This is a genomic window from Streptomyces sp. HUAS MS02, from assembly GCF_055702265.1.
In genome coordinates this window covers 581,479-601,885 of sequence record NZ_CM146747.1, presented here as the reverse complement: position 1 = coordinate 601,885, position 20,407 = coordinate 581,479, and the positions used below count along the sequence as shown (strand labels likewise).

The 20,407-nt window shown below is 72.7% G+C and carries 16 protein-coding genes; 8 read left to right on the top strand and 8 right to left on the bottom strand.

Annotated features, from left to right (window positions below; genetic code table 11):
• Positions 1 to 176: 176 nt before the first annotated feature.
• The 3 genes from ACZ9QC_RS02655 to lanKC all read right to left on the bottom strand — a co-directional run bounded on the left by ACZ9QC_RS02655 (position 177) and on the right by lanKC (position 5,147).
• Positions 177 to 1,994 carry an ABC transporter ATP-binding protein gene (locus tag ACZ9QC_RS02655; RefSeq protein WP_472918610.1) on the bottom strand — a complete coding sequence of 606 codons (1,818 nt, stop codon included), beginning with the start codon at positions 1,992 to 1,994 and terminating at the stop codon, positions 177 to 179.
• A gap of 201 nt (positions 1,995 to 2,195) precedes the next feature.
• Positions 2,196 to 2,312 (bottom strand): SapB/AmfS family lanthipeptide, encoded by a 117-nt coding sequence (locus ACZ9QC_RS02650; RefSeq protein ID WP_005483995.1) that lies wholly within the window; start codon positions 2,310 to 2,312, stop codon positions 2,196 to 2,198.
• A gap of 87 nt (positions 2,313 to 2,399) precedes the next feature.
• Positions 2,400 to 5,147 (bottom strand): class III lanthionine synthetase LanKC, encoded by a 2,748-nt coding sequence (gene lanKC, locus ACZ9QC_RS02645; protein ID WP_472918609.1) that lies wholly within the window; start codon positions 5,145 to 5,147, stop codon positions 2,400 to 2,402.
• A gap of 262 nt (positions 5,148 to 5,409) precedes the next feature.
• On the opposite strand from lanKC, the gene ACZ9QC_RS02640 reads away from it, so the two are divergent.
• Both ACZ9QC_RS02640 and ACZ9QC_RS02635 read left to right on the top strand, forming a co-directional pair.
• Complete coding sequence (locus ACZ9QC_RS02640; RefSeq protein ID WP_472918608.1) at positions 5,410 to 8,100, top strand: SpoIIE family protein phosphatase; 2,691 nt, start codon at positions 5,410 to 5,412, stop codon at positions 8,098 to 8,100.
• A gap of 12 nt (positions 8,101 to 8,112) precedes the next feature.
• Positions 8,113 to 8,616: a metallophosphoesterase family protein gene (locus tag ACZ9QC_RS02635; RefSeq protein ID WP_472918607.1), complete on the top strand. Its 504-nt coding sequence runs from the start codon at positions 8,113 to 8,115 to the stop codon at positions 8,614 to 8,616.
• A 21-nt stretch (positions 8,617 to 8,637) separates the two neighbouring features.
• On the opposite strand, the gene ACZ9QC_RS02630 is transcribed toward ACZ9QC_RS02635, so the two are convergent.
• Complete coding sequence (locus tag ACZ9QC_RS02630; protein ID WP_472918606.1) at positions 8,638 to 9,765, bottom strand: XdhC family protein; 1,128 nt, start codon at positions 9,763 to 9,765, stop codon at positions 8,638 to 8,640.
• A gap of 271 nt (positions 9,766 to 10,036) precedes the next feature.
• On the opposite strand from ACZ9QC_RS02630, the gene ACZ9QC_RS02625 reads away from it, so the two are divergent.
• Positions 10,037 to 10,519 (top strand): allene oxide cyclase barrel-like domain-containing protein, encoded by a 483-nt coding sequence (locus ACZ9QC_RS02625; RefSeq protein ID WP_472918605.1) that lies wholly within the window; start codon positions 10,037 to 10,039, stop codon positions 10,517 to 10,519.
• Between the two features lie 72 nt (positions 10,520 to 10,591).
• The gene (locus ACZ9QC_RS02620; protein ID WP_472918604.1) at positions 10,592 to 11,092 is read left to right on the top strand and encodes a hypothetical protein; all 501 of its coding nucleotides are present in this window, start codon (positions 10,592 to 10,594) and stop codon (positions 11,090 to 11,092) included.
• Positions 11,093 to 11,165: 73 nt separating this feature from the next.
• Here the strand turns inward: ACZ9QC_RS02620 and ACZ9QC_RS02615 are convergent, their stop codons facing one another.
• Positions 11,166 to 11,729: a hypothetical protein gene (locus ACZ9QC_RS02615; protein WP_472918603.1), complete on the bottom strand. Its 564-nt coding sequence runs from the start codon at positions 11,727 to 11,729 to the stop codon at positions 11,166 to 11,168.
• Between the two features lie 601 nt (positions 11,730 to 12,330).
• Between ACZ9QC_RS02615 and ACZ9QC_RS02610 the strand changes: the two genes are divergently transcribed.
• The gene (locus ACZ9QC_RS02610; protein WP_472918602.1) at positions 12,331 to 14,214 is read left to right on the top strand and encodes a glycoside hydrolase family 5 protein; all 1,884 of its coding nucleotides are present in this window, start codon (positions 12,331 to 12,333) and stop codon (positions 14,212 to 14,214) included.
• Here ACZ9QC_RS02610 and ACZ9QC_RS02605 read toward each other — a convergent pair.
• Entirely contained in the window at positions 14,207 to 15,472 is a 1,266-nt protein-coding gene (locus ACZ9QC_RS02605; RefSeq protein ID WP_472918601.1) for a YncE family protein, read from the bottom strand. The two genes, ACZ9QC_RS02610 and ACZ9QC_RS02605, sit on opposite strands and share 8 nt — an antisense overlap.
• Positions 15,473 to 15,635: 163 nt before the next feature.
• On the opposite strand from ACZ9QC_RS02605, the gene ACZ9QC_RS02600 reads away from it, so the two are divergent.
• A complete protein-coding gene (locus tag ACZ9QC_RS02600) occupies positions 15,636 to 16,313 on the top strand; it encodes a TetR/AcrR family transcriptional regulator (protein ID WP_472918600.1) in 678 nt (225 codons plus the stop codon).
• A gap of 190 nt (positions 16,314 to 16,503) precedes the next feature.
• On the opposite strand, the gene ACZ9QC_RS02595 is transcribed toward ACZ9QC_RS02600, so the two are convergent.
• Positions 16,504 to 17,733, bottom strand: a complete 1,230-nt coding sequence (locus ACZ9QC_RS02595; RefSeq protein ID WP_472921986.1) for a glycosyltransferase — start codon at positions 17,731 to 17,733, stop codon at positions 16,504 to 16,506.
• Between the two features lie 136 nt (positions 17,734 to 17,869).
• Positions 17,870 to 18,235 (bottom strand): nuclear transport factor 2 family protein, encoded by a 366-nt coding sequence (locus ACZ9QC_RS02590; protein WP_472918599.1) that lies wholly within the window; start codon positions 18,233 to 18,235, stop codon positions 17,870 to 17,872.
• 211 nt (positions 18,236 to 18,446) lie between these two features.
• Between ACZ9QC_RS02590 and ACZ9QC_RS02585 the strand changes: the two genes are divergently transcribed.
• A complete protein-coding gene (locus ACZ9QC_RS02585) occupies positions 18,447 to 18,743 on the top strand; it encodes a hypothetical protein (RefSeq protein ID WP_472918598.1) in 297 nt (98 codons plus the stop codon).
• A gap of 182 nt (positions 18,744 to 18,925) precedes the next feature.
• Positions 18,926 to 20,386, top strand: coding sequence for an aldehyde dehydrogenase family protein (locus ACZ9QC_RS02580; RefSeq protein ID WP_472918597.1), 1,461 nt, complete (start codon positions 18,926 to 18,928; stop codon positions 20,384 to 20,386).
• The last annotated feature ends 21 nt before the right edge of the window (positions 20,387 to 20,407 follow it).

Below are 20,407 nucleotides of genomic sequence, written 5' to 3'. Positions count from 1 at the left end.
CTCACCCGGCCGCCGCGACGCCGCGTCTCCCCGCCGGGTCCGCGTCGCGCGGGTGGTGTGCTCGGTCCCCGGCGTCACGTCGGCGTGTCCCGGTCGGTTCGTGCCGGTCGTGTGCGCGGAGCGCGTCGCTCCGGTTCCGGGGTCCCCGGTGGGGCCTCGTCGTCCCCCGGCCTCCTTCATCGGCCCCCTCCGCGCGACGCGTCCTGTGCCGCGGTGTCGTCGTGAGCCGCGGTGCCGTCGCGAGCGGCGTCGCCCCCGTCCTTGCCGGTCGGGGCCCGCGTTCCGAACAGTTCCCGGTACTCCGTGTCGTGCCACAGCTCCGTGTGCGGTCCCACCGCCCGCACCCTCCCCTTCTCCAGCCACACCACGGTGTCCGCGCGGGCGGCCGTGGTGACGCGGTGGGCGATGAGCAGCCGGCTGCCTCCGGTGGTGGGGCGAAGAAGCGCGTCGGTGATGTCGTGCTCGGTGAGGGTGTCCAGGCTGGAGAGGGCGTCGTCGAGCACGAGGAGACGACAGTCGCGGGCGAACGCGCGGGCCAGGCCCAGGCGTTGGGCCTCACCACCGGACAGGGGCGCGTCGGCACAGGGCGTGGCGTAGCCGTCGGGCAGACGGCGGACGAAGCCGTCGGCGTGCGCGGCGCGGGCCGCCTCCCGGATCCGGGCGGGGGAGGGGCGACCGGTGCCGAAGGCGATGGTGTCCTCCACCGACCCACCCAGCAGGGCCGGCCGTTCGAAGGCCTGGACGACCGCCCGGCGCAGCTCGCGGCGGTCCAGCTCCGGCAGGGGCACCCCGTCGAGCCGCACCTCCCCGTCGTCCGGATCCGTCAGCCGCCCGGCCACCGCCGCGAGCAGCGATTTGCCCGCACCGGACCGGCCCACGACGGCGACGGTGGTGCCGCCCGGCACCACCAGATCGACGTGGTCCAGCACGGCGCGCCCACCCCGGCGGACGGTCACGGAGCGCAGCTCCAGCCGCCCCGTTCCGCCGGGCGGCAGCGCGCGCTCCCCGTACTCGGTCGCGGGCTCGCTCCGTATCGCGTCCAGGCGCCGGGCCGCCGTCCGCGCGCGGACCAGGCCCGAGAGCTGCCCGACCAGGACGCCGACGCCCGCGGCCAGCACGGCGTAGCGGGACGCGGCCAGCAACTCGCCCACGGACAGGTGCTGTCGGGTGAGCAGGACCCCGGCACCGGCCACGACGGCGAGCTGCAGGAGCGGGGCCACGGTGGCCGCGCGGGCGGCGGCGTGCCCCTGGACGTGCCACATGCGGTGCCCTTGGCGGGAGAGTTCGGGCAGGGGGCGCAGGACGCGGGCGACGGTGCGGTCGGCCGTGCCGGCGGCCGCGATCGTGCGGTGTCCGGCGACGGCCTCGGCCAGGCCCCCCGCGATACGGCCCTGGGCCCGCTGGTAGCGCGCCGCGCAGTCGGAGGAGTCCCGCGCGAGGGTACGCAGCACCAGGGCGAGCAGCGGGGCGCCGATCAGGAAGACCGCCGCGAGCCGCGGGTCGATCAGAGCGAGGGCCACCACCGCGCCCAGGGGCCCGGCGAGCGCGGCGACGAGCGCGGCGCCGGTCGCGGGGGCCGTGCCCGCCTGGGCCGCGTTCCCGACGAGCCGGGCCACCAGGTCCCCCGGGCCGAACCGGGAGCCGGCCCGGGGCCCCACGGCCAGGACGTGCCGGACGAGTCGGTGGCGCAGCCACGCGGTCGCCCGGGCGTTCGTGGTGCCGCCGAGCACGGTCTCGACCGCGTCGAGCGCGGCCGCCGCGAGGACGAGCGCCGCGCACCGCAGGACCCAGGCCGAGCCGTCCGGGTCGCCCGCCAGCAGCAGGTCCAGGGCCCGGCCCAGCGCGATCGGCAACAACAGGTTCGCCCCCGTCGAGGCCATGGACACGAGCGTCAGGGCCGTACAACGGGGGGCGGAGTGCCGGACGGTCGAACGCAGCAGGGGGACGGACACGGCCGCCGGGCCGCGGGCACCGCCTTCGGTGAGGGTCGTCATACCCGTCCTGACGTGGGACGACCGGATGAACGGCCGGATGGATGACATCGGATGGATGACACCGGATGGATGACAGACGGATGAGCTCCGGACGGCTCCTCTCCCCGGACAGGGGAGAGGAGCCGTCCGGAGCTGTCGGCGCGACTCAGCCGCCGTGCCGGTCCGACGGGCGTCCCGGGTGGCCGGGACGCCCCGCTCGGATCAGAGGCAGAGCGTGATGCTGGCCGCGCTCACACAGGACAGCACGCTCAGGGAGCTGGGGCCGCCGGTGCCGGTCGTCTCGTCGGCTTCCATCGTCTGCAGGTCGAGAAGTGCCATGTCGATTCCTTTCGATCGATGGCCCGCGAACGGGCCCTTGTGGGGACGGGGTGGTGCGTCACGACCGCGCCGGACGGCGAAGCCGCGTCAATGGGGCCGCCGTCGCGGCGGCGGCAGGAACGGAAGGTGCGCGGTGGCGTCGGTGTCGGCGGCGGCCTGGGCCGCGCCGAGTGCCAGCAGGCACCCCGCCGTTCCGGTGGCGAGGTCCATGGAGAGCCGCATCAAGTGGCTGCCGGGGAAGGCCAGTTGTCCCTGGTAGGGCATCGAGTGCCAGCCGAGGGCGGCGATCTGTTCCGCCAGCCGCTCGCGCGGGGCCCCCGACCGGGCGAGGTGCAGGATCATCCCGGCGCGCCCCTCGAACAGCCCCGGCTGCGCGTAGAAGCGATAGGTCGCGGCGGTCAGGACACCCGCCCGGACCCTGGTGTACTCGTCCGCCAGGAGGCTCGTGTCTGCGCCCGTGGCCGTGCCGGTATCTGCGCCGGTGCCGGTGGGACCGCTCGCCGTCAGATGGTCGTCGAGCACCATCGCGACGCCCACGCTCCCGTCGCCGAGGTACGGCATGGTCCGCCAGCCCTCGTCGACGGCCAGCCCGCCGTTCTTCTGCACGACGAGGCACTCCAGGTCCTGCCGCAGCGCCTCGCCCGCCGCGTCGAGCCATGCGCGCTCGCCCGTCGCCTCGTACCGGCGCAGCAGGAACAGCGCGGGTCCGCTCGCGCCGCGCAGCAGGCCGGCTCGGCGGCGGGGCGGTGCGGGCCGGGGCTCGGCGAGACGGTGCACGAGGAGGTCGGCCGCCCGCGCCGCGTGGTCGCGCAGCGCGGACTCACCGGTCGTCCGCGCCAGTTCGTCGAGGACCAGGCCGAGCCCGGCGAGCCCGCCGCGCAGGTCGGACGAGAGCTTGTGCCACTTCTCCCCGAGGACCTGCTCGACCAGGTCCAGGGCGCGCTGCCGGTGCCCCAGCCGCTCCAGGGTGTGGGCGACGCCCGCGAGGCCGTCGTACAGCCCGAGCGGGGTGCCGATCGGCACCGGGTCGGTGTGGTCGAGCAGCCAGCGCTCGCCCTCCTCGTAGCGCTCGGCGCCGACCTCCGCGAGCGCGTACAGCACCCCCGCCGCGCCGTGCGCGAGGCCGAGACCGCCGCCGTCGGAGAACTGGGCGACGTCGCCGGGGAAGAGCCGGTCGTCGCGCTCCGGTGTGGCGGAGGCCAGGATCGCCTTGACCATGGAGTCACGGCTGTAGGGCCAGTCGCCGGGCTCGGCGAGGGACCAGCCGGCCTCCATGGCCGCCCCGGTCGCGGGGGCCCGGGTCCGTGCCACCGGTGCGGGCGTCCGCTCCCCGGTGCCGGTGCCGGTGCCGGTGCCGGTGCCGGTACCCATGCTGATGCCGAGGTCGGTGTCGCGGGTGATCTCCGCCACCGCCTCGTCCAGGAAGGCGCGCGGCACCTGCGGGAACTGCTCCGCGATCACCGCTGCCAGATGCGCGGCCTTCTCCCGCTCCACCACCAGCAGCGAGGTGACCGGCAGGAACAGCGCGAGGCGCAGGCACGCGAGGGCGTAGCGGTCGACGTCCGGGCCCGTGCGGTCCGGGGGCGCCAGGAATCCGGGGTGGGCGACGACCTGGCGGCCGTTCTCCTCCGCGGGCGCCGCCGCCTCGAAGTCCAGCAGCGACACCGAGTGCTCGTCGGGCGCGACCATGATGTTGAAGACGTGCAGGTCGTTGAAGACGACCCCGCGCGCGTGCACGGCCTCGACCGCCTCCTCGACGGCCCGGTGCACCCGTAACGCCCACGCCGTGTACGCGGCGACCGCGCCCGGTGCGGGGTCGGCGGCGAGTAGCGGGTGCCGTTCGGCGACGTAGGAGTTGAGCGGGCGGCCCTCGACGAAGTCCATGACCAGGAAGCGGTGGTCGCCCAGGGTGAACCAGTCGCGGACCTCGGGCACGACCCCCAGGCCGGCCAGCCGCTCCAGCGCGGCCTTCTCCCGCTCCAGCCGGGTGACCGCGTCGGCCCCGTCGGCGGCCAGCCCGGCGTGCGGGCGGCCCTCCTTGAGGACGACCCGGCGCCCGTCGCGGGTGTCGGTGCCGACGTACACGCCGCCGCCGTTGGAGAAGTGCAGCGCCTTCTCGATGCGGTACGGCAGCTCGCCGACCGTGGTCGTGTTGCGTGCCGCCAGCTGCGGCTCCAGGAACGCGGGCAGGGTCACCCAGTCGGGGACGTGGAAGGTCGGCCTGCGCTGGTCCGGCACCAGCGTGCCCGCGCCGTCACGGACGGCCGGGACGAGCGTGCCGCGCTCGTCGACGACGAAGGAGCGGGCGAAGGCGCCGTAGCGGACGTACAGCGGTCCGTCGTTCCAGCGCAGGTCGGTGAGGATGTACGGCCCCTCGAAGCCCTCCAGGAGCGCCCCGAGCTCGCGCAGGACGAGGTGCAGCTGCTCCTCGTCGGCCGGGTAGACGGTCACGAACTTGCCGCTGGTGTCGCGGGCCGCGTACTTCGCGTTGCGCAAGTGCAGCAGATGAGGGCCCGGCACGAACTTGAACGGGATCCGCCGGGGCACGCAGTAGTCCCACACGATCGCCGCGACACGGTCCGCGTTCCCCCGGGTGGCGGAGGCGTGCACTTTCCATCCCTGGGTGGGCCCGGGACGGGGCCGCCCGCCGTCGTCGACCGGGGTCAGCGTCAGCCAGTCCCCGATCCGGGCGGCCCGCCAGCCTTCGGGGACCGCGCGCCCGGCCGTCTCGTAGCCGGGCGCCGCCGTGCCGGCGCGGTCACCGGCGGACAGCCGGTCCGGTGTCTCGTAGAAGTGTCGGTCGGCGAGCGCGTACGCCTCGTACCGCTTGTCCATGCGCGTCCCCCGGGTCGTGTGCCGTCACTGCCGTCGCCCCCTGGGCCGGGTGAGGACGAGCCTTCCAGCCCGCCCCGGTGCCCGACAGTCACGGCTGTCACCAGTGACCCGTCATGCCTGTCACACGACCACTGTGCGGAACGCACGCGTAAAGATCTGTTCGGCTTCTTTCGAACCCTGGCGGCCTCCCGCGGCGGGTCCTGGCCTCGCGGAACGGTCCCAGGGGCTGCGCGAGCGTGCCGGAAGCGCTGTAATTGCGGACGTGGTCAGTGAGGGCGCTGCGGAACAGGGAACGAGGACGCTGCGTGCCGAACTCGCGCTCAAGACGCTCGGCGGCGATCTCGATCCGCACGAGCGCCTGCACGCCATCCTCGAACTGGTGCTCGTTTTCACCAGCGCGACCGTCGCCGCCGTGTATCTCCCGGACGGTGAGGGCGAGGCGCTCTCCCTCACCGCCTCCGCCGGCGTGCCGAGGAACCTGTACGGGCTCTCCGACAGCTATCCGGCCTCGGGCACCGCTCCCGTCGCCGAGACGTGCCGTTCGGGCCGCCCGCTCTGGCTCGTCTCCACCGCCCCGCACCAGCACGCCGACCCGCATCAGAACGCCGACCTGCTCCGGGACGCCGACCTGCTCCGAGACGCCGACGTCCCCGGGGGCGCCGGTGTCTCGGGGGGCACCGACGTCTCCGAGGGCGCCGACGCCCCCCAGGACACCGAGGGCCCTGGCCTTCCCGAGGTCACCGACGTCTCCGAGGGCGCCGGTGTCGCGGACGGCGAGCAGGCCTCGCAAGGCACCGAGGGCCCTGGCGTTCCCGAGGGCGCCGATGTCTCCAGGGGCACCGACGTCTCCCTGGGCGCCGACCTCCGCCGTGCCCACCCCGAGGGCTTCTCGCTGGGCGTGCTGCCGCTGCGCGAGCGCGGCTGTCTGGTGGCCGTCGGCGACGGCACGGACGCCTTCGACGCCGAGGGCCGGCACTGCCTCGGCCTGCTCGCCGAGGCGGCCGCCGAAGCCACCCCCGCCCCGCCCGCCGGACACGGGGCCTCGTTCGACCTCGCCATGGACACGGGGCGGGTCGAGGTCGACGACGGGCTGCTGGACCTGTTCGGCATCGGCCGGGACGACTTCGACGGCCGGGTCGAGACCCTGATCGCGCTGACGGTGCCCGAGGACCTGCCGGCGCTGATGTCCGTCGTGGAGGCGGACCACATGTCCATCGGCGACCGGGAGCTGGAGTTCCGCATCCTCCAGCCCTCCGGCGAGCAGATGTGGCTCCGGCTGCGCGGCCGCATCCTGCCCGGCGGCGAGAACCGGCCCGCCCGTCTCGTCGGCACCGTCGCCGACGCCTCCACCCTGCGCACCGGGCGCGGCGACGTGGCCCGCATCCAGCGCCTCGCCGCCGCCCTCGCCACCGCCGGCACGGTCCGGGACGTCAGCCAGGCCGTGGTGACCGCCCTGCGCAAACCGCTCCTGGCCGACCGGATCGCCCTCGCCGAGTTGGAGGGCGACCGCCTGGTCGTCACCGTCCTCGATCCGCCGCAGCCGGAGGTCTGGCCCGAGGTGTGGCGCTCCGAGTGGCGCTCCGAGTGGCCGGACGCGCCCGTGCGCACCATGCCGACCCTCGCCACCGCGCTGCGCGAGGGACGTGCCGGGATCTGGCCCGCCGGAGCGGATCTGGAGCCCGCCCTCGCCGACGTGGGCCCCGGCGGTCTCGCCGTTCTCCCGCTGCCCGCCGGCGGCCGGATGGCGGGGGCCTGCCTGATCGGCTGGGACAACCCCCACGACTTCGGCCCCGAGGAACGCGCCCTGCTCACCGCCGCCTCGGGCCTGGCCGGGCAGGCCCTGATGCGGGCCCACGCCTTCGACGCCGAGCACGAACTCGTCGGCATGCTCCAGCGCACCCTGCTCCCGCGCCGGCTGCCCCAGCTGCCCGGCGCGGTCGCCGTCGCCCGCTATCTGCCCACCACCGCCGGACTGGAGGTCGGCGGCGACTGGTACGACGTGATCCCGCTGCCCGACAACCACGTGGCCCTCGTCATCGGCGACGTCCAGGGCCACAACGCGGGCGCCGCCACCCTGATGGGCCAGATGCGCACCGCGCTGCGCGCGTACGCCGTCGAGGGACACCCCCCGGACGTCGTCGTCTCGCACGCCAACCGGCTCCTCATGGACATGGAGACCGACCTCTTCGCCACGTGCTGCTACGTCGACATCGACATGGAGGAGGGCTCCGCCTGGTACGTCCGTGCCGGACACATCCCGCCCGTGGTGCGTCACCCGAACGGCAGCACCGAGATCAGTGAGGCCGAGGGCGGCCCGCCGCTCGGCGTCGTGATGCGGGCCGACTTCCCGATGAGCCCCCTGCGGCTGACCCCCGGTACCGTGCTGGCCCTCACCACGGACGGCCTCGTGGAGTCCGCCGACGTCGACGTCGAGGACGGCCTCGACCAGCTCGCCGCCGAACTGTCCGCCGCCGACCCCGCGCACCTCGGCGTGGTCGCCGACACCCTGCTCGGCGGCGCCAACCGTGACGACGACGTGGCCCTGCTCCTGGTCCGCTACGACGGCATGGCCCTGCGCCCCCAGCGCGAGAACTGGAGCGTGTGGCGCGTCCCCCAGGCGGTCGGGCAGGCCCGCCGCTACACCCGGCGCGTCCTGCGCCGCTGGGGCGTCGACTCCATGGCCGACAGCGTGCTCCTCGTGGTCTCCGAGCTGGTCACCAACGCCCTCGTGCACACCGACGGCCGCGTCCGCCTCGACCTCACGCTGCTCGCCGACCGCCTGAGGGTCTCCGTCGCCGACTCCTCCCCCCGCTCCCCGATAAAACCCACCGTCATCGGCTGGGAGGCGACCGGCGGCCGCGGCATCCTCCTCGTCGAGGCCATGTCCTCCGCGTGGGGCACGGTCCCCGTCAGCGGCGGGAAGCAGGTGTGGGCGGAGATCCCCATCGAGTGACACGCTGGCCGGGTGCGCCTGCTGCTCCTCTCCGACACCCATCTGCCCAAGCGCGCGAAAGCGCTGCCCGCACCGCTCCTCGCCGAACTCCCGCGCGCCGACGTGGTCGTGCACGCCGGTGACTGGGTCGACGAGGACACCCTCGACCTCCTCCAGGCCCGCTCACGGCGGCTGATCGCCGTGTACGGCAACAACGACGGCCCCGGCCTGCGTGCCCGTCTCCCCGAGGTGGCCCGCGCCGACCTCGCCGGTCTCCGCCTCGCCGTGGTCCACGAGACCGGCCCCGCCCAGGGCCGCGAATCCCGCTGCGCGGCCCGATTCCCCGACACCGACGTCCTCGTCTTCGGCCACAGTCACATCCCCTGGGACACGACCGCGTCAACCGGCCTGCGTCTGCTCAACCCCGGCTCCCCGACCGACCGCCGTCGACAGCCCCACTGCACCTACATGACGGCGACGGTCGCGGACGGCGCGCTCACACAGGTGCGCCTGCACCGACTGCCGCCCAGGACCTGAGCCGGGGTCACGCCGCGCGCCTCACCCGGGCGGGGCCGGCGGATGGATCATCCCGGTCGTCGCCGTCAGCGGCACCCCGCTGCCGCCCCACCTCAGCGCGACCATCTCCGCCGCGACCGACACGGCCACCTCCTCCGGCGTACGGGCGCCGAGGTCCAGGCCGACGGGGGAGCGCAGCCGGGACAGCTCCGCGGTGCCGAGCCCGGCCTCCCGCAGCCGCCGGGCACGGTCCTCGTGCGTCCGGCGGCTCCCCATCGCCCCGATGTACGCGGCCGGCCGGCGCAACGCCTCCTTGAGCAGCGGCACGTCGAACTTGGGGTCGTGGGTGAGCACACAGACGACCGTGCGGTCGTCGGTGGCGGTGCCGCGCAGATAGCGGTGCGGCCAGTCGACGACCACCTCGACGCCGGCGGGGAAGCGTTTCGGGGTGGCGAACACCGGGCGGGCGTCGCACACGGTGACCCGGTACCCGAGGAAGTCGCCGATACGGGCCACCGCCGCCGCGTAGTCGATCGCGCCGAAGACCAGCATGCGGGGCGGCGGCGCGAACGAGTGCAGGAAGACGGCGACCGTGTCCTCACGCCGCTCGCCGTGCGGACCGTAGTGCCGGGTCCCGGTGACACCCTGAGCCAGCTCCCCGCGCGCGTCGGCGGCCACCGCGGCGTCCAGGCCCGCCGTGCCGAGGGTGCCGAGGGTGCCGTGGGACCCGTGGGCCCCGTCCGGCCACACGGCCAGCGTGGCGCCGCGCCGTGCCGGTCCGTCGATCACGGTCGCCACCGTCACCGGCTGCCCGGCGCCCACCGTCTCGACGACCCGTCCGAACGAGGGGTCCTCGGCCGCCGTCACCCGGCGCACCAGGAGCGTGATCTCCCCGCCGCAGGTCAGCCCGACCGCGAACGCGTCGTCGTCGCTGTACCCGAAGGTCGCCGACCGTGGCTCGCCGGACGCCAGGACCTCCTGGGCCAGCTCGAAGACGGCGCCCTCCACACAGCCGCCGGACACACTGCCGACGACCTCGTCACCGGGACCGACCGCCATGGCCGCCCCCGGATCGCGCGGCGCGCTCCGGCTGACCGCGACGACGGTGGCGAGCGCGAAGGGGGAGTCCGCCGCGTACCACTCGCCGAGCGCCGGCAGGATCTCACGCATCGCCCGCTCCTCTCGCCTTCCCGGCGGTTCCCCCTCCATCCAAGTACGCGGCCCGCCGTACGGCACACCGAGAGGCCGCCCCGCCGATGTACGCCGGCCCGAGGGCGGTCGGCCCGACGCGCGGACGCCCATAGGGACGAGGGTCCGCGCCCCTGTTCGGGTGGCCTGTGCCGCCCGCCACGCCAGGCGCGTTGCCATGCGAGGCCCAGGTACATGAAATGACCATGCTCCTGAGTCCGAGCACCCACCGCACACACACCTGGGAGGATGCATGCCCTCTGCCACTGCCCGTGGCGCCATGACCCTCGGCGTCCTGGCCGCAGCTCTCACCACGTCGCTCTCCGCACCGGCCGCACCGGCCGCAGCGGACGTCGGGGACGAGGACGTCGTACGGGTCAAGCTCGTCGGCCACGCCGCCCACGACACGACCGCCGCGCACAGCGAGCCCGGCGACAGCTGGACCACCTACCTCCAACTGCACGACCCCAAGGGCAAGTACGTCGGCGACGCCGGCTCGCGCTGCACCCTCGTCGAGGCGGACCAGCAGCGGTCCACCGCCCAGTGCACCCGGGTGCTGCGCCTCAAGGGCGGGGAGATCACCCTCCACGACATGATCAGCCGCAAGGGCCAGGAGCCCGTCACGGCCAAGACCTCCATCGCGGGCGGCACGGGCATCTACAACGACGCCGAGGGCGAGGGCTACATCACCTTGGAGCCCGGGCGGATCGTCTTCGACCTCTACGTCGATGACTGACCGGCCCTCACGAACCGACGGCACGTCGGCCCTTCCACCGTCCGAGTGCACCTTGTCCGACCTGGAGGTTCTGTGATCACATCGGCTGTCCGCGGGGTGGTCGTCACCGCCCTCACCACCACGCTCGTCCTGCTCACGACATCGGCGCAGGCCGAGCAGAAGGACGAGGACAACGACATCGAGAAGGTCGAGCTCGTCGGCATCAACCGGGTCGCCACCTGGCCGTCCCTGGACGGTGTGGTCGGCAGTACCTGGACCACCCCGCTGGACCTGTACACCAAGCAGGTCAAGAAGTCCGGCAAGCCGAAGCTGCGGTACGCCGGTGACGGCGAGTCGGAGTGCGACGTGGTGCAGACCCGGGCCCAGGCGGTGACCGCCCAGTGCACCCGCGTGCTGCGCCTGAAGAAGGGCACGCTGACCCTCAGCGACATGGTCGACTACCGGCCCCTGCGGCCCGTCACGGCCAAGACCGCCATCGTCGGCGGCACCGGCCACTACCGCTCCGCCTACGGGGACGGCTACATCACCCTGGACGGCCACCGGACCCACATCGTGCTCGACGTCGACGAGTGACGGCGAGCCCGAGCGGCACCGGTGCGGGCACGCGCACGTTGTATCCCGCACCGGTGCCGTTCGGGCTGTGTCCTCAGTCGTTCACCCCGGAGGTCTTCTCGATGAGGCGGGTGAACACGATGAGCGCGCCCAGCGCGGGCAGCAGACCGGCCAGCGTCCACAGGACGCAGAAGCCCGCCGACGCGCAGACCGTCATGAGCAGCAGCGTGGGCGCGTCCTCGGAGATCCCGGCCATCAGCAGCAGGAACACGATGGACAGGATCCCCATGCCGATGATGGTGAAGAACGGCCACAGATAGTTGACGACGGGGAGGAGACGGGCCTTTCGCGCCTTGCGCAGAAAGGTGTTGTCGCAGGCGCGGGTGATCATCGCCAGGACGGCGAACACGGACCCGATGATGACGCCCACCATGGAGACGGCGACGCCCAGCACCTCGTCCATCGGCAGGTCGTCGTCGTGCCCGATCCAGGCGCCCCCGAGGCCGCCGCACGTCGCCGCCAGCGGTTCCCCCCACCACCAGCTCCGCAGGCTCACGTGCACGAGCCTCATGAACTCCTTGAAGTACTTGTTCCCCGTGGTGAGTCCCGGGGGCTCCTCGGGGGAGGAGCCGCTGTCGGTCCGCGGTTCTGTGCCCATGAAAGCCCAGCCCGATGGTGGTCGGTCTCGCCGAACCCCTCACACACGGCTCGGTCTCTGTCGCGTCACTTCGTCACGGGCCGGGCAGGAGGTCCTCACCACCCCGCCGGAGTCTCTCCGCCTCCACCGCGGCCTCGTACCTGCCCATGTCCCGTATCGCGTCGTACAACGACGCGCAGCGCTCGTCGCGCGCTTGAGGGCGCTTCAGAGCGCTCCTCGGGTCGAAGTCGCGCGTGCCTGGCTTGTGTTCGCGGAGCCCGCGAAATGAGCTGTCCACCGCTCGTACCGCCTTTCGGGTAAGCCGGACGGAGTACGGAACAAAGGCTCAAACTGCGCTCAACCATAGGCCGGTTCCGTCGGCAGGGCCCTTCGTGGTGACGATCGGGTGAACCTCGGCTGAACTCCGAGGGGGCACGGTCGGTGACGTCACCCGTTCGGCTCAGGGGGTGCTTCGGTCGGCGCGCGCACCCCCGCGCGCCCGGGTCGGTCGCGCGCGGGCAAAGAGTCGGTCGTGAAGGGTGAACTCTTTTGCGAAAACGGGTACTTACTCGTGCGTCAGTTGCTATTGACGGCCCGCCTGCCGATTGGGACGGTAGTGCACATGTCGAATGTGGCGGACATGTCAAGATTGCGCACTCGTCTGCTCGGTGTCCTGATCCTCGTCACCGGCTTCCTGACCACGGCGGGCCCCACCCGGACCGCCTCCGCTCTCACTGACGAACTCTGGTTCGACGCCCAGGCCGCGGCCACTCTCACGGTCGACGGCGGCACCTTCAAGGACGGGCTCGGCCGCGAGGTCGTCCTGCGCGGCTACAACGTCTCGGGGGAGACGAAACTCAAGGAGAACAACGGTCTGCCCTTCGCCTCGGTCGCCGACGCGAAGAAGTCGGCGACCGCCCTCAGGGCGCTCGGCGGCGGCAACTCCGTCCGCTTCCTGCTCTCCTGGGCCTACGCGGAACCGGTGCGCGGGCAGGTGAGCTCCTCCTACCTGTCGGCGGCAACCGCCCAGATGGGCGCGTTCCTGGACGCCGGGATCAAGGTCTACCCCGACTTCCACCAGGACCTCTACTCCCGCTGGCTGTTCGACTCCGACAGCTGGTACACCGGCGACGGCGCCCCCAAGTGGGCCGTCGACCTCGGCGACTACCCCGACGAGTACTGCGGGATCTGCCCGTTCTGGGGCCAGAACATCACCTCCAACGCGGCCGTCACGGAGGCGACGTACGACTTCTGGCACAACACCCACGGGCTCCAGGACTCCTTCCTGGACACCGCGCAGAAGACCATGACCTACATGAAGGCGAACCTCTCGGCCGCCCAGTTCCAGGGCGTCGTCGGCTTCGACCCGTGGAACGAGCCGCATCCCGGGAAGCTCGACTCCGGGCAGACCAGCCGGACGTGGGAGAAGAACGTCCTGTGGCCGTTCTACGTCAAGTTCCGTGCCCGGATGGACTCGGCGGGCTGGCAGTCCAAGCCGGCGTTCGTCGAGCCGAACCTCTTCTGGAACGCCAACATCGACTTCCAGCGGCAGGAGGGCGGACTCCTCGACGCGGGCACGATCGGACCGCGCTTCGTCTTCAACACCCACTTCTACGACCAGAAGGCGATCTCCGGCATCTTCATGTGGGGCAAGGCGGGGAACGGCCAGTACGTCAACGACTTCGGGACCGTCCGTGACCGCGCCGCCGCCGGCGGCACCACGGCGATCGTCAGCGAGTTCGGGCACCCGCTCAGCGGCTCGGTCTCCGACAAGGCGCCCACGGTCTACAAGGCCATGTACCAGGCGCTCGACTCCCGGGTGAAGGGCGTCGACTGGTGGTCGAAACCGGCCGACTCCGGCCCGGTCCTCTCCGGCTCCCAGTGGCAGTGGGACATCTACTGGGGCCGCCATCACGAGCTGATGAACGACAACCCCGACAAGGTGCAGGTCGAGGGCGACGCCTGGAACGGCGAGGACCTCTCCGCCGTACGGCTCGACGACTCCGGCACGGCCGTGCTCCGCCAGGACGCCCGGATGCTGGACCGGATCTACCCGAGCGCCACCGCGGGCAAGGCCGTCGCCTTCACCTACGAGGACCGCTCGCGCGACGGCTCCACGACGCTGACGTGGAACCCGGTGCCCGGCTCCCTGCCGAACGTCTCCTCGCTCGTCGGCTCCGGCCAGTACTCCCTGCTGGTCTGGCGCTCGGACGGCAGCACCGAACCGACCGAGCTGCACCTGCCGGCGTCCTTCCCCACCGCGTCCACCACGGTGGTGTCCGACCTCGGGGTGACGGCCGCGCCGCCGGCGTACACCACCTCCACGCCGATCGCCGCCGCGAAGGAACCCGGTGGCACCGGCAGCCGCCGCCTGCTCCTCACCGCCGCCGACTCGGGCAAGCTGCACTACGCCCTGGTCACCAACGGCGCGACAGCCCCGACCGCGACGCAGCTGAACGCGGCGCGGACGGAGCTGTCGAACTGGCTGACCGCCAGGTTCAGTTAGCGGAAGGTCCGGTCCAGTCGGCGGGCACCTTCGCCACCCGCACCCGCTGGGGGTGGTCGCCGACTGCGACGGACACCGTCTTCCTCCCGGTGGCGAAGTCGATCGCCGTGACCTGGTCGGCCCCGCTCTCGGAGACCACACAGGACTTGCCGTCACCGCTGACGGTCGACCAGTACGGCTTGGAGACGGGGACCAGCGGGCCCTCCTGGAGGGTCGCGCGGTCCACGACGGTCGCGTAGTCGTCCATCGTGCCCGCGATGCACAGCTTGGTGCCGTCCGGCTTCATCGTCAGACCGTGGTGGCGGGAGTCGTTGACGAAGGTGGTCCGGTCGTCGCTGACCCCGGGGGACTTCGGCAGGGTCTTGGTGCGGGTGATCTTGTCCGTGGCGATGTCGTACTCGAAGAAGCCGTTGAAGAACGACACCTGGAAGTACAGCTTCGTCTCGTCGGGCGAGAACGCGGCGGGCCGGACGGCGTCCGAGTAGTCGTTCAGCCCGATGGCGTTGAGCCGCTCGCGCATGTCGATCACCTTCACCTGCTGGAAGGTGTTCGCGTCGGCGACCGTGATCTTCCGGTCACCCTTCGTCCAGTCCAGCCAGGGCGCGTCGGTCTGGGTGTTCACATCGCCGATCGCCATGTTCCAGATGTACTTGCCGTCCTTGGTGAAGATGTTCTCGTGCGGCTTGTCGCCGGTCTTGAACGAACCGACCTGCTTGCCGGTGACGATGTCCAGGACGTGCACGGTGTTCCCCGTCGACGCGGACACCGCGACGCGCTTGCCGTCGGGGGAGACCGCCATGTGGTCGGCGCGGTAACCCGACACCGCGAAGCGCCAGTTGATGGCGCCGGTCCTGATGTCGATGGAGACCACGTCGGCGAAGCTCGGCCGGGAGACCACCATGGAGGAGCCGTCCGGTGTGGAGTACATGTCGTCCACGAACTGGTCGTGGCCCTCGCCCACGCTGTTGCGGATCGTCATGAACGCGATCCAGCGGATCGGGTTGGCGTTGATCTCGGCCATCCGCGCGTCCTTGTCGGGGATGACGTTGACCCGGCCGATCTTCGCGAAGTCGCCGGAGGACTTGATGACGTCCGCGGTGCCCTCCCAGTTGTTGCCCACGAACATCACCTCCCGCAGGTCGGCGGCGGCGCTCGCCGGGGTCGCGGTCGCCGCGGCGGAGGCGGTCAGCGCGAGCGCGACGGCGACGGCACCGAGGTGCCGGCTTCTGCGACTGCGGGGGGTGGGGGAGAGGGGCATGTCGGATCCTCCTGCGCGGGCGGAGTCTGAACACACCAGTGTTCAGAGCAGACTTACTGGAAAGTAAGGAACGGTCCCGCTTCACCACAAGACCAGGGACACGACAAAATCGAGCGGCGGCGGCATCGGCCGTCGTACGGTGGGTCCGTCGGAAGGGAGAAACGTGTCGGGCAGGCTCAAACAGCCCACCGGCCGTTACGGGGGCAGATCCGCGGCGGAGCGCCGGGCCGAGCGCCGGGACCGCTTCCTCGACGCCGGGTTGCAGCTCTTCGGCGACAGCCCCGGCTTCCGGGGGACCACGATCGCGGCGCTGAGCGAGGCCGCCGGGTTGTCGACCCGCCAGTTCTACGAGGAGTTCCACTCCCTGGAGGACGTGCTCGCCGCCCTCCACCTGCGGGTCAACGACTGGGCCGAGGAAGCCGCGTTCACCGGGCTCGCCACGGCTCAGGGGCGGCCGATCGCCGAGCGGGCCACCGCGGCGTTCCTCGCGTACGCCGCCAATGTCACCGGCGATCCGCGCCGGCTGCGCATCACCTTCACCGAGATCGTCGGCGTCAGTCCCCGGATGGAGCGCCAGCGCCTCGAACGCCGCGCCCGCTGGATCGACTTCATCTGCGCCGAGGCCGACGCCGCGGCGGAGCGCGGCGAGGCCGTCCACCGTGACTACCGCATCGCCGCCACCGCCTTCATCGGCAGCGTCAACGGCCTCCTCCACGACTGGCAGGCCGGCTGGGTCGACGCCCCCCTCGACGAGGTCGTCGACGAACTGGTCCGCCTGCTGCTGGGAATACTCCGCCCGCCGGGTTGGCGACCGGGGGAGGGCGCAGGGGCGGAGCGGTAGGGGGCGGAGGGGCGCGGCGCTAGGGGGCGGCAGGGTGGTTCTGCGGGTGCGGGTGCGTGGGGCTTCTCGCGCAGTTCCCCGCGCCCCTGAAAAGCAGGGGCTGCGGCCCCGTGCTTTTCAGCCCCGCAGAGCCGTCGCCTTTCTGGCCTGCAGAGCCGTCGCCTCCAGGCCCGCAGGCGTCCTCGCACGCTCAACCCGCCAGACGGTCCACCGCGGTCAGGACCGGGGCCACTCCGTCCTCCGTGCGCAGTTCGGCGGCCAGGGCCCGGGCGCGGTGGGCGTACGACGGGTCGCCGGTCGCCCGGCGCAGGGCGGCCGTCAGGGCGTCTGCCGTGAAGCCGCGCAGGGGGACCGCCCCCGGTGACACTCCGAGGGCGACCAGGCGGGCCGCCCAGAAACCCTCGTCGAACTGCACCGGCACCGGCACGGCCGGGACCCCGGCGCGCAGACCGGCCCCCGTGGTGCCCGCGCCCGCGTGGTGCACGACGGCCGCCGTCCTCGGGAAGAGCAGCGAGTGCGGTACCTCGCCCACGGTGAACATGTCGTCGCCCTCGCCCCGCAGTTCGCCCCAGCCGCGCTGGATCACCCCGCGCAGCCCGGCCGCCCGCAGGGCCCGTACGACCTCGCCGCTCATCCGCTCGGGATCGGGCACGGTGGCGCTGCCCAGGCCCACGAAGACCGGCGGCGGCCCGGCGTCCAGGAAGTCCAGCAGCGGGGCGGGCAGCCGGTCCTCGCGGTCGTACGGCCACCAGTAGCCGGTGACGTCCAGCCCGGCCCGCCAGTCCCCGGGGCGTGGCACCACCCGGGGGCTGAAGCCGTGGAACACCGGCCGGTCCGGCCGCTCCCGGGCGCGCCGCGCCCCCGTCCGGCCGGCGGGCGCGAGCCCGTACTCGGCGCGCAGCCTGCGCACCTCCTCCTTGAAGATCCACTCGACGGCCGTGTTCACCGCGTGCCCCGCCGCCCGGTTGCCGAACGGACCCCAGGAACGCACCCCGGTCATCGGGGGCGCGAACTCCCTTGTCGGCGCCAGGGGTTGGAGGTTGACGCCCAGGCTCGGGATCGTCAGGCCCTGGGCGATGGTGTGGCCGAGGGGCGCAAGGGTCCCCGCCAGCAGCAGGGCGTCACTGGCGCGGGCGGCGGCCACCAGATCGCCGGCCATCCGCCCGACCAGACTCCGGGCCATCTCCACCGCCCGGTAGAGCTTCCCGGCGCCCGTGGAACTGCGGTGCAGGCCCTGCCCGCGCTCCGACTCCAGCTCTGCCCGCGGATCCACGGGCAGACCGTGGAAGGCGACCCCCGAACCCGCCACCAGCGGTTCGAACCGGGTGTGGGTCACCAGCGTGACCTCGTGCCCCGCCCGCACCAGCCCGTGTCCGAGCCCGGTGTACGGCGCCACGTCACCCCGGGAACCCGCTGTCATGATCGCTACACGCACGCCGGCCAGTATGGCGGCGTGACCACGCCGAGTCAGGGGGAGCGCACCGGGATGACCCGAAAGCGCCCCTGCGCCCGGCCCGTTCGACGGCGGACCGACCTGCTCGTCCCCGGTGTCCCGGCTACTCGTCCCAGGCCTGGACCATCGTGTGGTCGACGATCTTCCCGTCCTTCAGGGAGATCATCGAACTCGCCAGGACCCGCACCCCGTCGGGGTACACGCAGGACTCGGTGAACGCGACCTGGTCGCCCTGGACCAGGCACTGCTCGACCTTGTGCGTCATCTCCCGGCTGCACACGTCGTCGAGCATCGCGCCGATCTCGGACCGGCCGTGCAGGACCTTGGGGTGGCTGGGCTGGGTGTTGCGGTCCACGACGCGCAGCTCGGCGTCTTCCGCGTAGAGCGACGTCAGGGTCGCCGCGTTCGCTTCCTCCGTGCCCCTGCGCAGCGCTTCGACGTCGAAGGCGGGGCTGGTCGAGGTGCCCATGGATGACCTCCTTCGAAGGCCGTGGCCCGGCACGGGTCAGCGGGCCGCGAACGGCCTCTCCCCATGAGGCTCCTCCGCCGGGCGCGACACGGCAAGCGCAGGCGTGAGCGCGGGCGCGCGCCGCGCGGTGGGGCCCACGCCACACGTCCCGGGATGCGCCTCACGGGTGAGCGGCCGTGACCGGCGGGGGCCGGGAGCCGTTGCTGAGGGCATGATCTCAACTCGACGTATCGTCGCCGCCGTGGGTCTCGCCGTCGGTGTCACCGGCCTGACCGCCCCGATGGCGAACGCGGACGCCGTCGCGGAAGCGACCCAGCTCAACCCGATGACCACGCTGGACTCGCTCGCCGTCAGCGACCTGCCCGAGGAGCACCGGGCGGCCCTGCCGCGCCCCTCGCAGCAGCTCAAGAGCCTCGACCAGGTGCACGAGCTGAACCGGCTGAACGAACTGCACCAGGTCACCGACCTGGCCGCGCCCGCCCTCGGCCTGCTGGGCGCCATCGAGTAGCGAAGCCGGTGTACCGGAGCGGGAGCCCCGCCGCGTATCTCGTGGTGGGGCTCTTGACATGCCCGGGGGGCGGGCAGAGGATCACGGAACAGTAACGTAATTGAATTTCGCACTACGAACGCTCCCGACCGATCATGCTCGATCACGTACCGTCGTCGATACGTACCCCCGAGGAAGCCGCAATGGCCATCACCCGTGACCTTCTGATCGGCGGCAAGGACGTGCCCGCCACGTCCGGCCGCACCGCCGAGGACCTCGACCCGTACACGGGGGAGGTGTACGCGACGGTCGCGGCGGCTGGTCCGGAGGACGTCCGGCGGGCCGTGGACGCCGCCGACGCCGCCTTCGAGGAGTGGGCCGCGCTCACCCCCTTCGCGCGACGGGCGATCTTCTTCAAGGCGGCCGACCTGCTGGAGGGCCGGGGCGACCAGGTCGCCGACATCATGGCCCGGGAGGTGGGCGGCACCCGGCCGTGGGCGTTCTTCAATGTGGCGCTCGCGGCGAGCATTCTGCGTGAGGCGGCGGCCGCGATCACCGCGCCGCGTGGCGAGGTCCTCAGCAGCCAGAAGGAGGGCGCGCTCGGTCTCGCGGTGCGTGAACCGCTGGGCGTGGTGGCGGCGTTCGCGCCGTGGAACGCGCCCGTCATCCTCGGGGTGCGGGCCGTGGCGGCGCCGCTGGCCGCCGGGAACACGGTCGTCGTCAAGCCCAGCGAGGACGCGCCGATCGCCTGTGGTCTGCTGGTCGCGGACGTGTTCCGCGAGGCGGGCCTCCCCGACGGCGTGCTCAACGTCGTCACCAACGCCCCCGAGGACGCCGCGGAGATCGCGGAGGCGCTGATCTCCGACGAGCGGGTGCGCGCGGTGAACTTCACCGGCTCCACCGGCGTCGGCCGGATCATCGGCGAGCACGCGGCCCGTCATCTCAAGCCCGCCGTGCTGGAGTTGGGCGGAAAGAACTCCGTGATCGTGCTCGACGACGCCGATGTGGACTACGCGGTCGACGCCGTCACCTTCAGCGTCTTCATGAACGCCGGGCAGATCTGCATGTCCGGCGACCGCATCCTCGTCCACGAGTCGCTGGCCGAGGAGTTCGCGCAGAAGTTCACCGCCAAGGTCACCGGGCTCCAGGCCGGGGACCCGAACCACCCGCACACGGTGGTCGGCCCGCTGGTCAGCGCCGACGCCGCCCAGCGGATCGCCGCCCTGGTCAAGGACGCCGTCGCCAAGGGCGCCACCGTGCTCACCGGGGGCGGCCAGCCCGAGGGCGCGGTGCACCCGGCGACCGTGCTCACGGACGTCCCCAAGGACGCCGACCTCTACTACCAGGAGTCCTTCGGCCCGCTCTGCGTCGTGCAGTCGTTCGGCGACGACGCGGACGCCGTGGCCGTCGCCAACGACACCGACAACGGTCTGAGCTGCGGCATCATCACCGAGAACGCCACCCACGGACTGGCCGTCGCGCGCCGCATCCGTACCGGCATCGTGCACGTGAACGACCAGTCGGTGGCGGACGAGCCGATGGCCCCCTTCGGCGGGATCAAGGCCTCCGGCTACGGCCGGTTCGGCGGCCGGTGGGGCATCGAGGCGTTCTCCAACACCCGCTGGGTGACCATCGCCGGCCAGCAGTCGCACTTCCCCTTCTGAGGCCCCGGGGCCGGCGAGGCC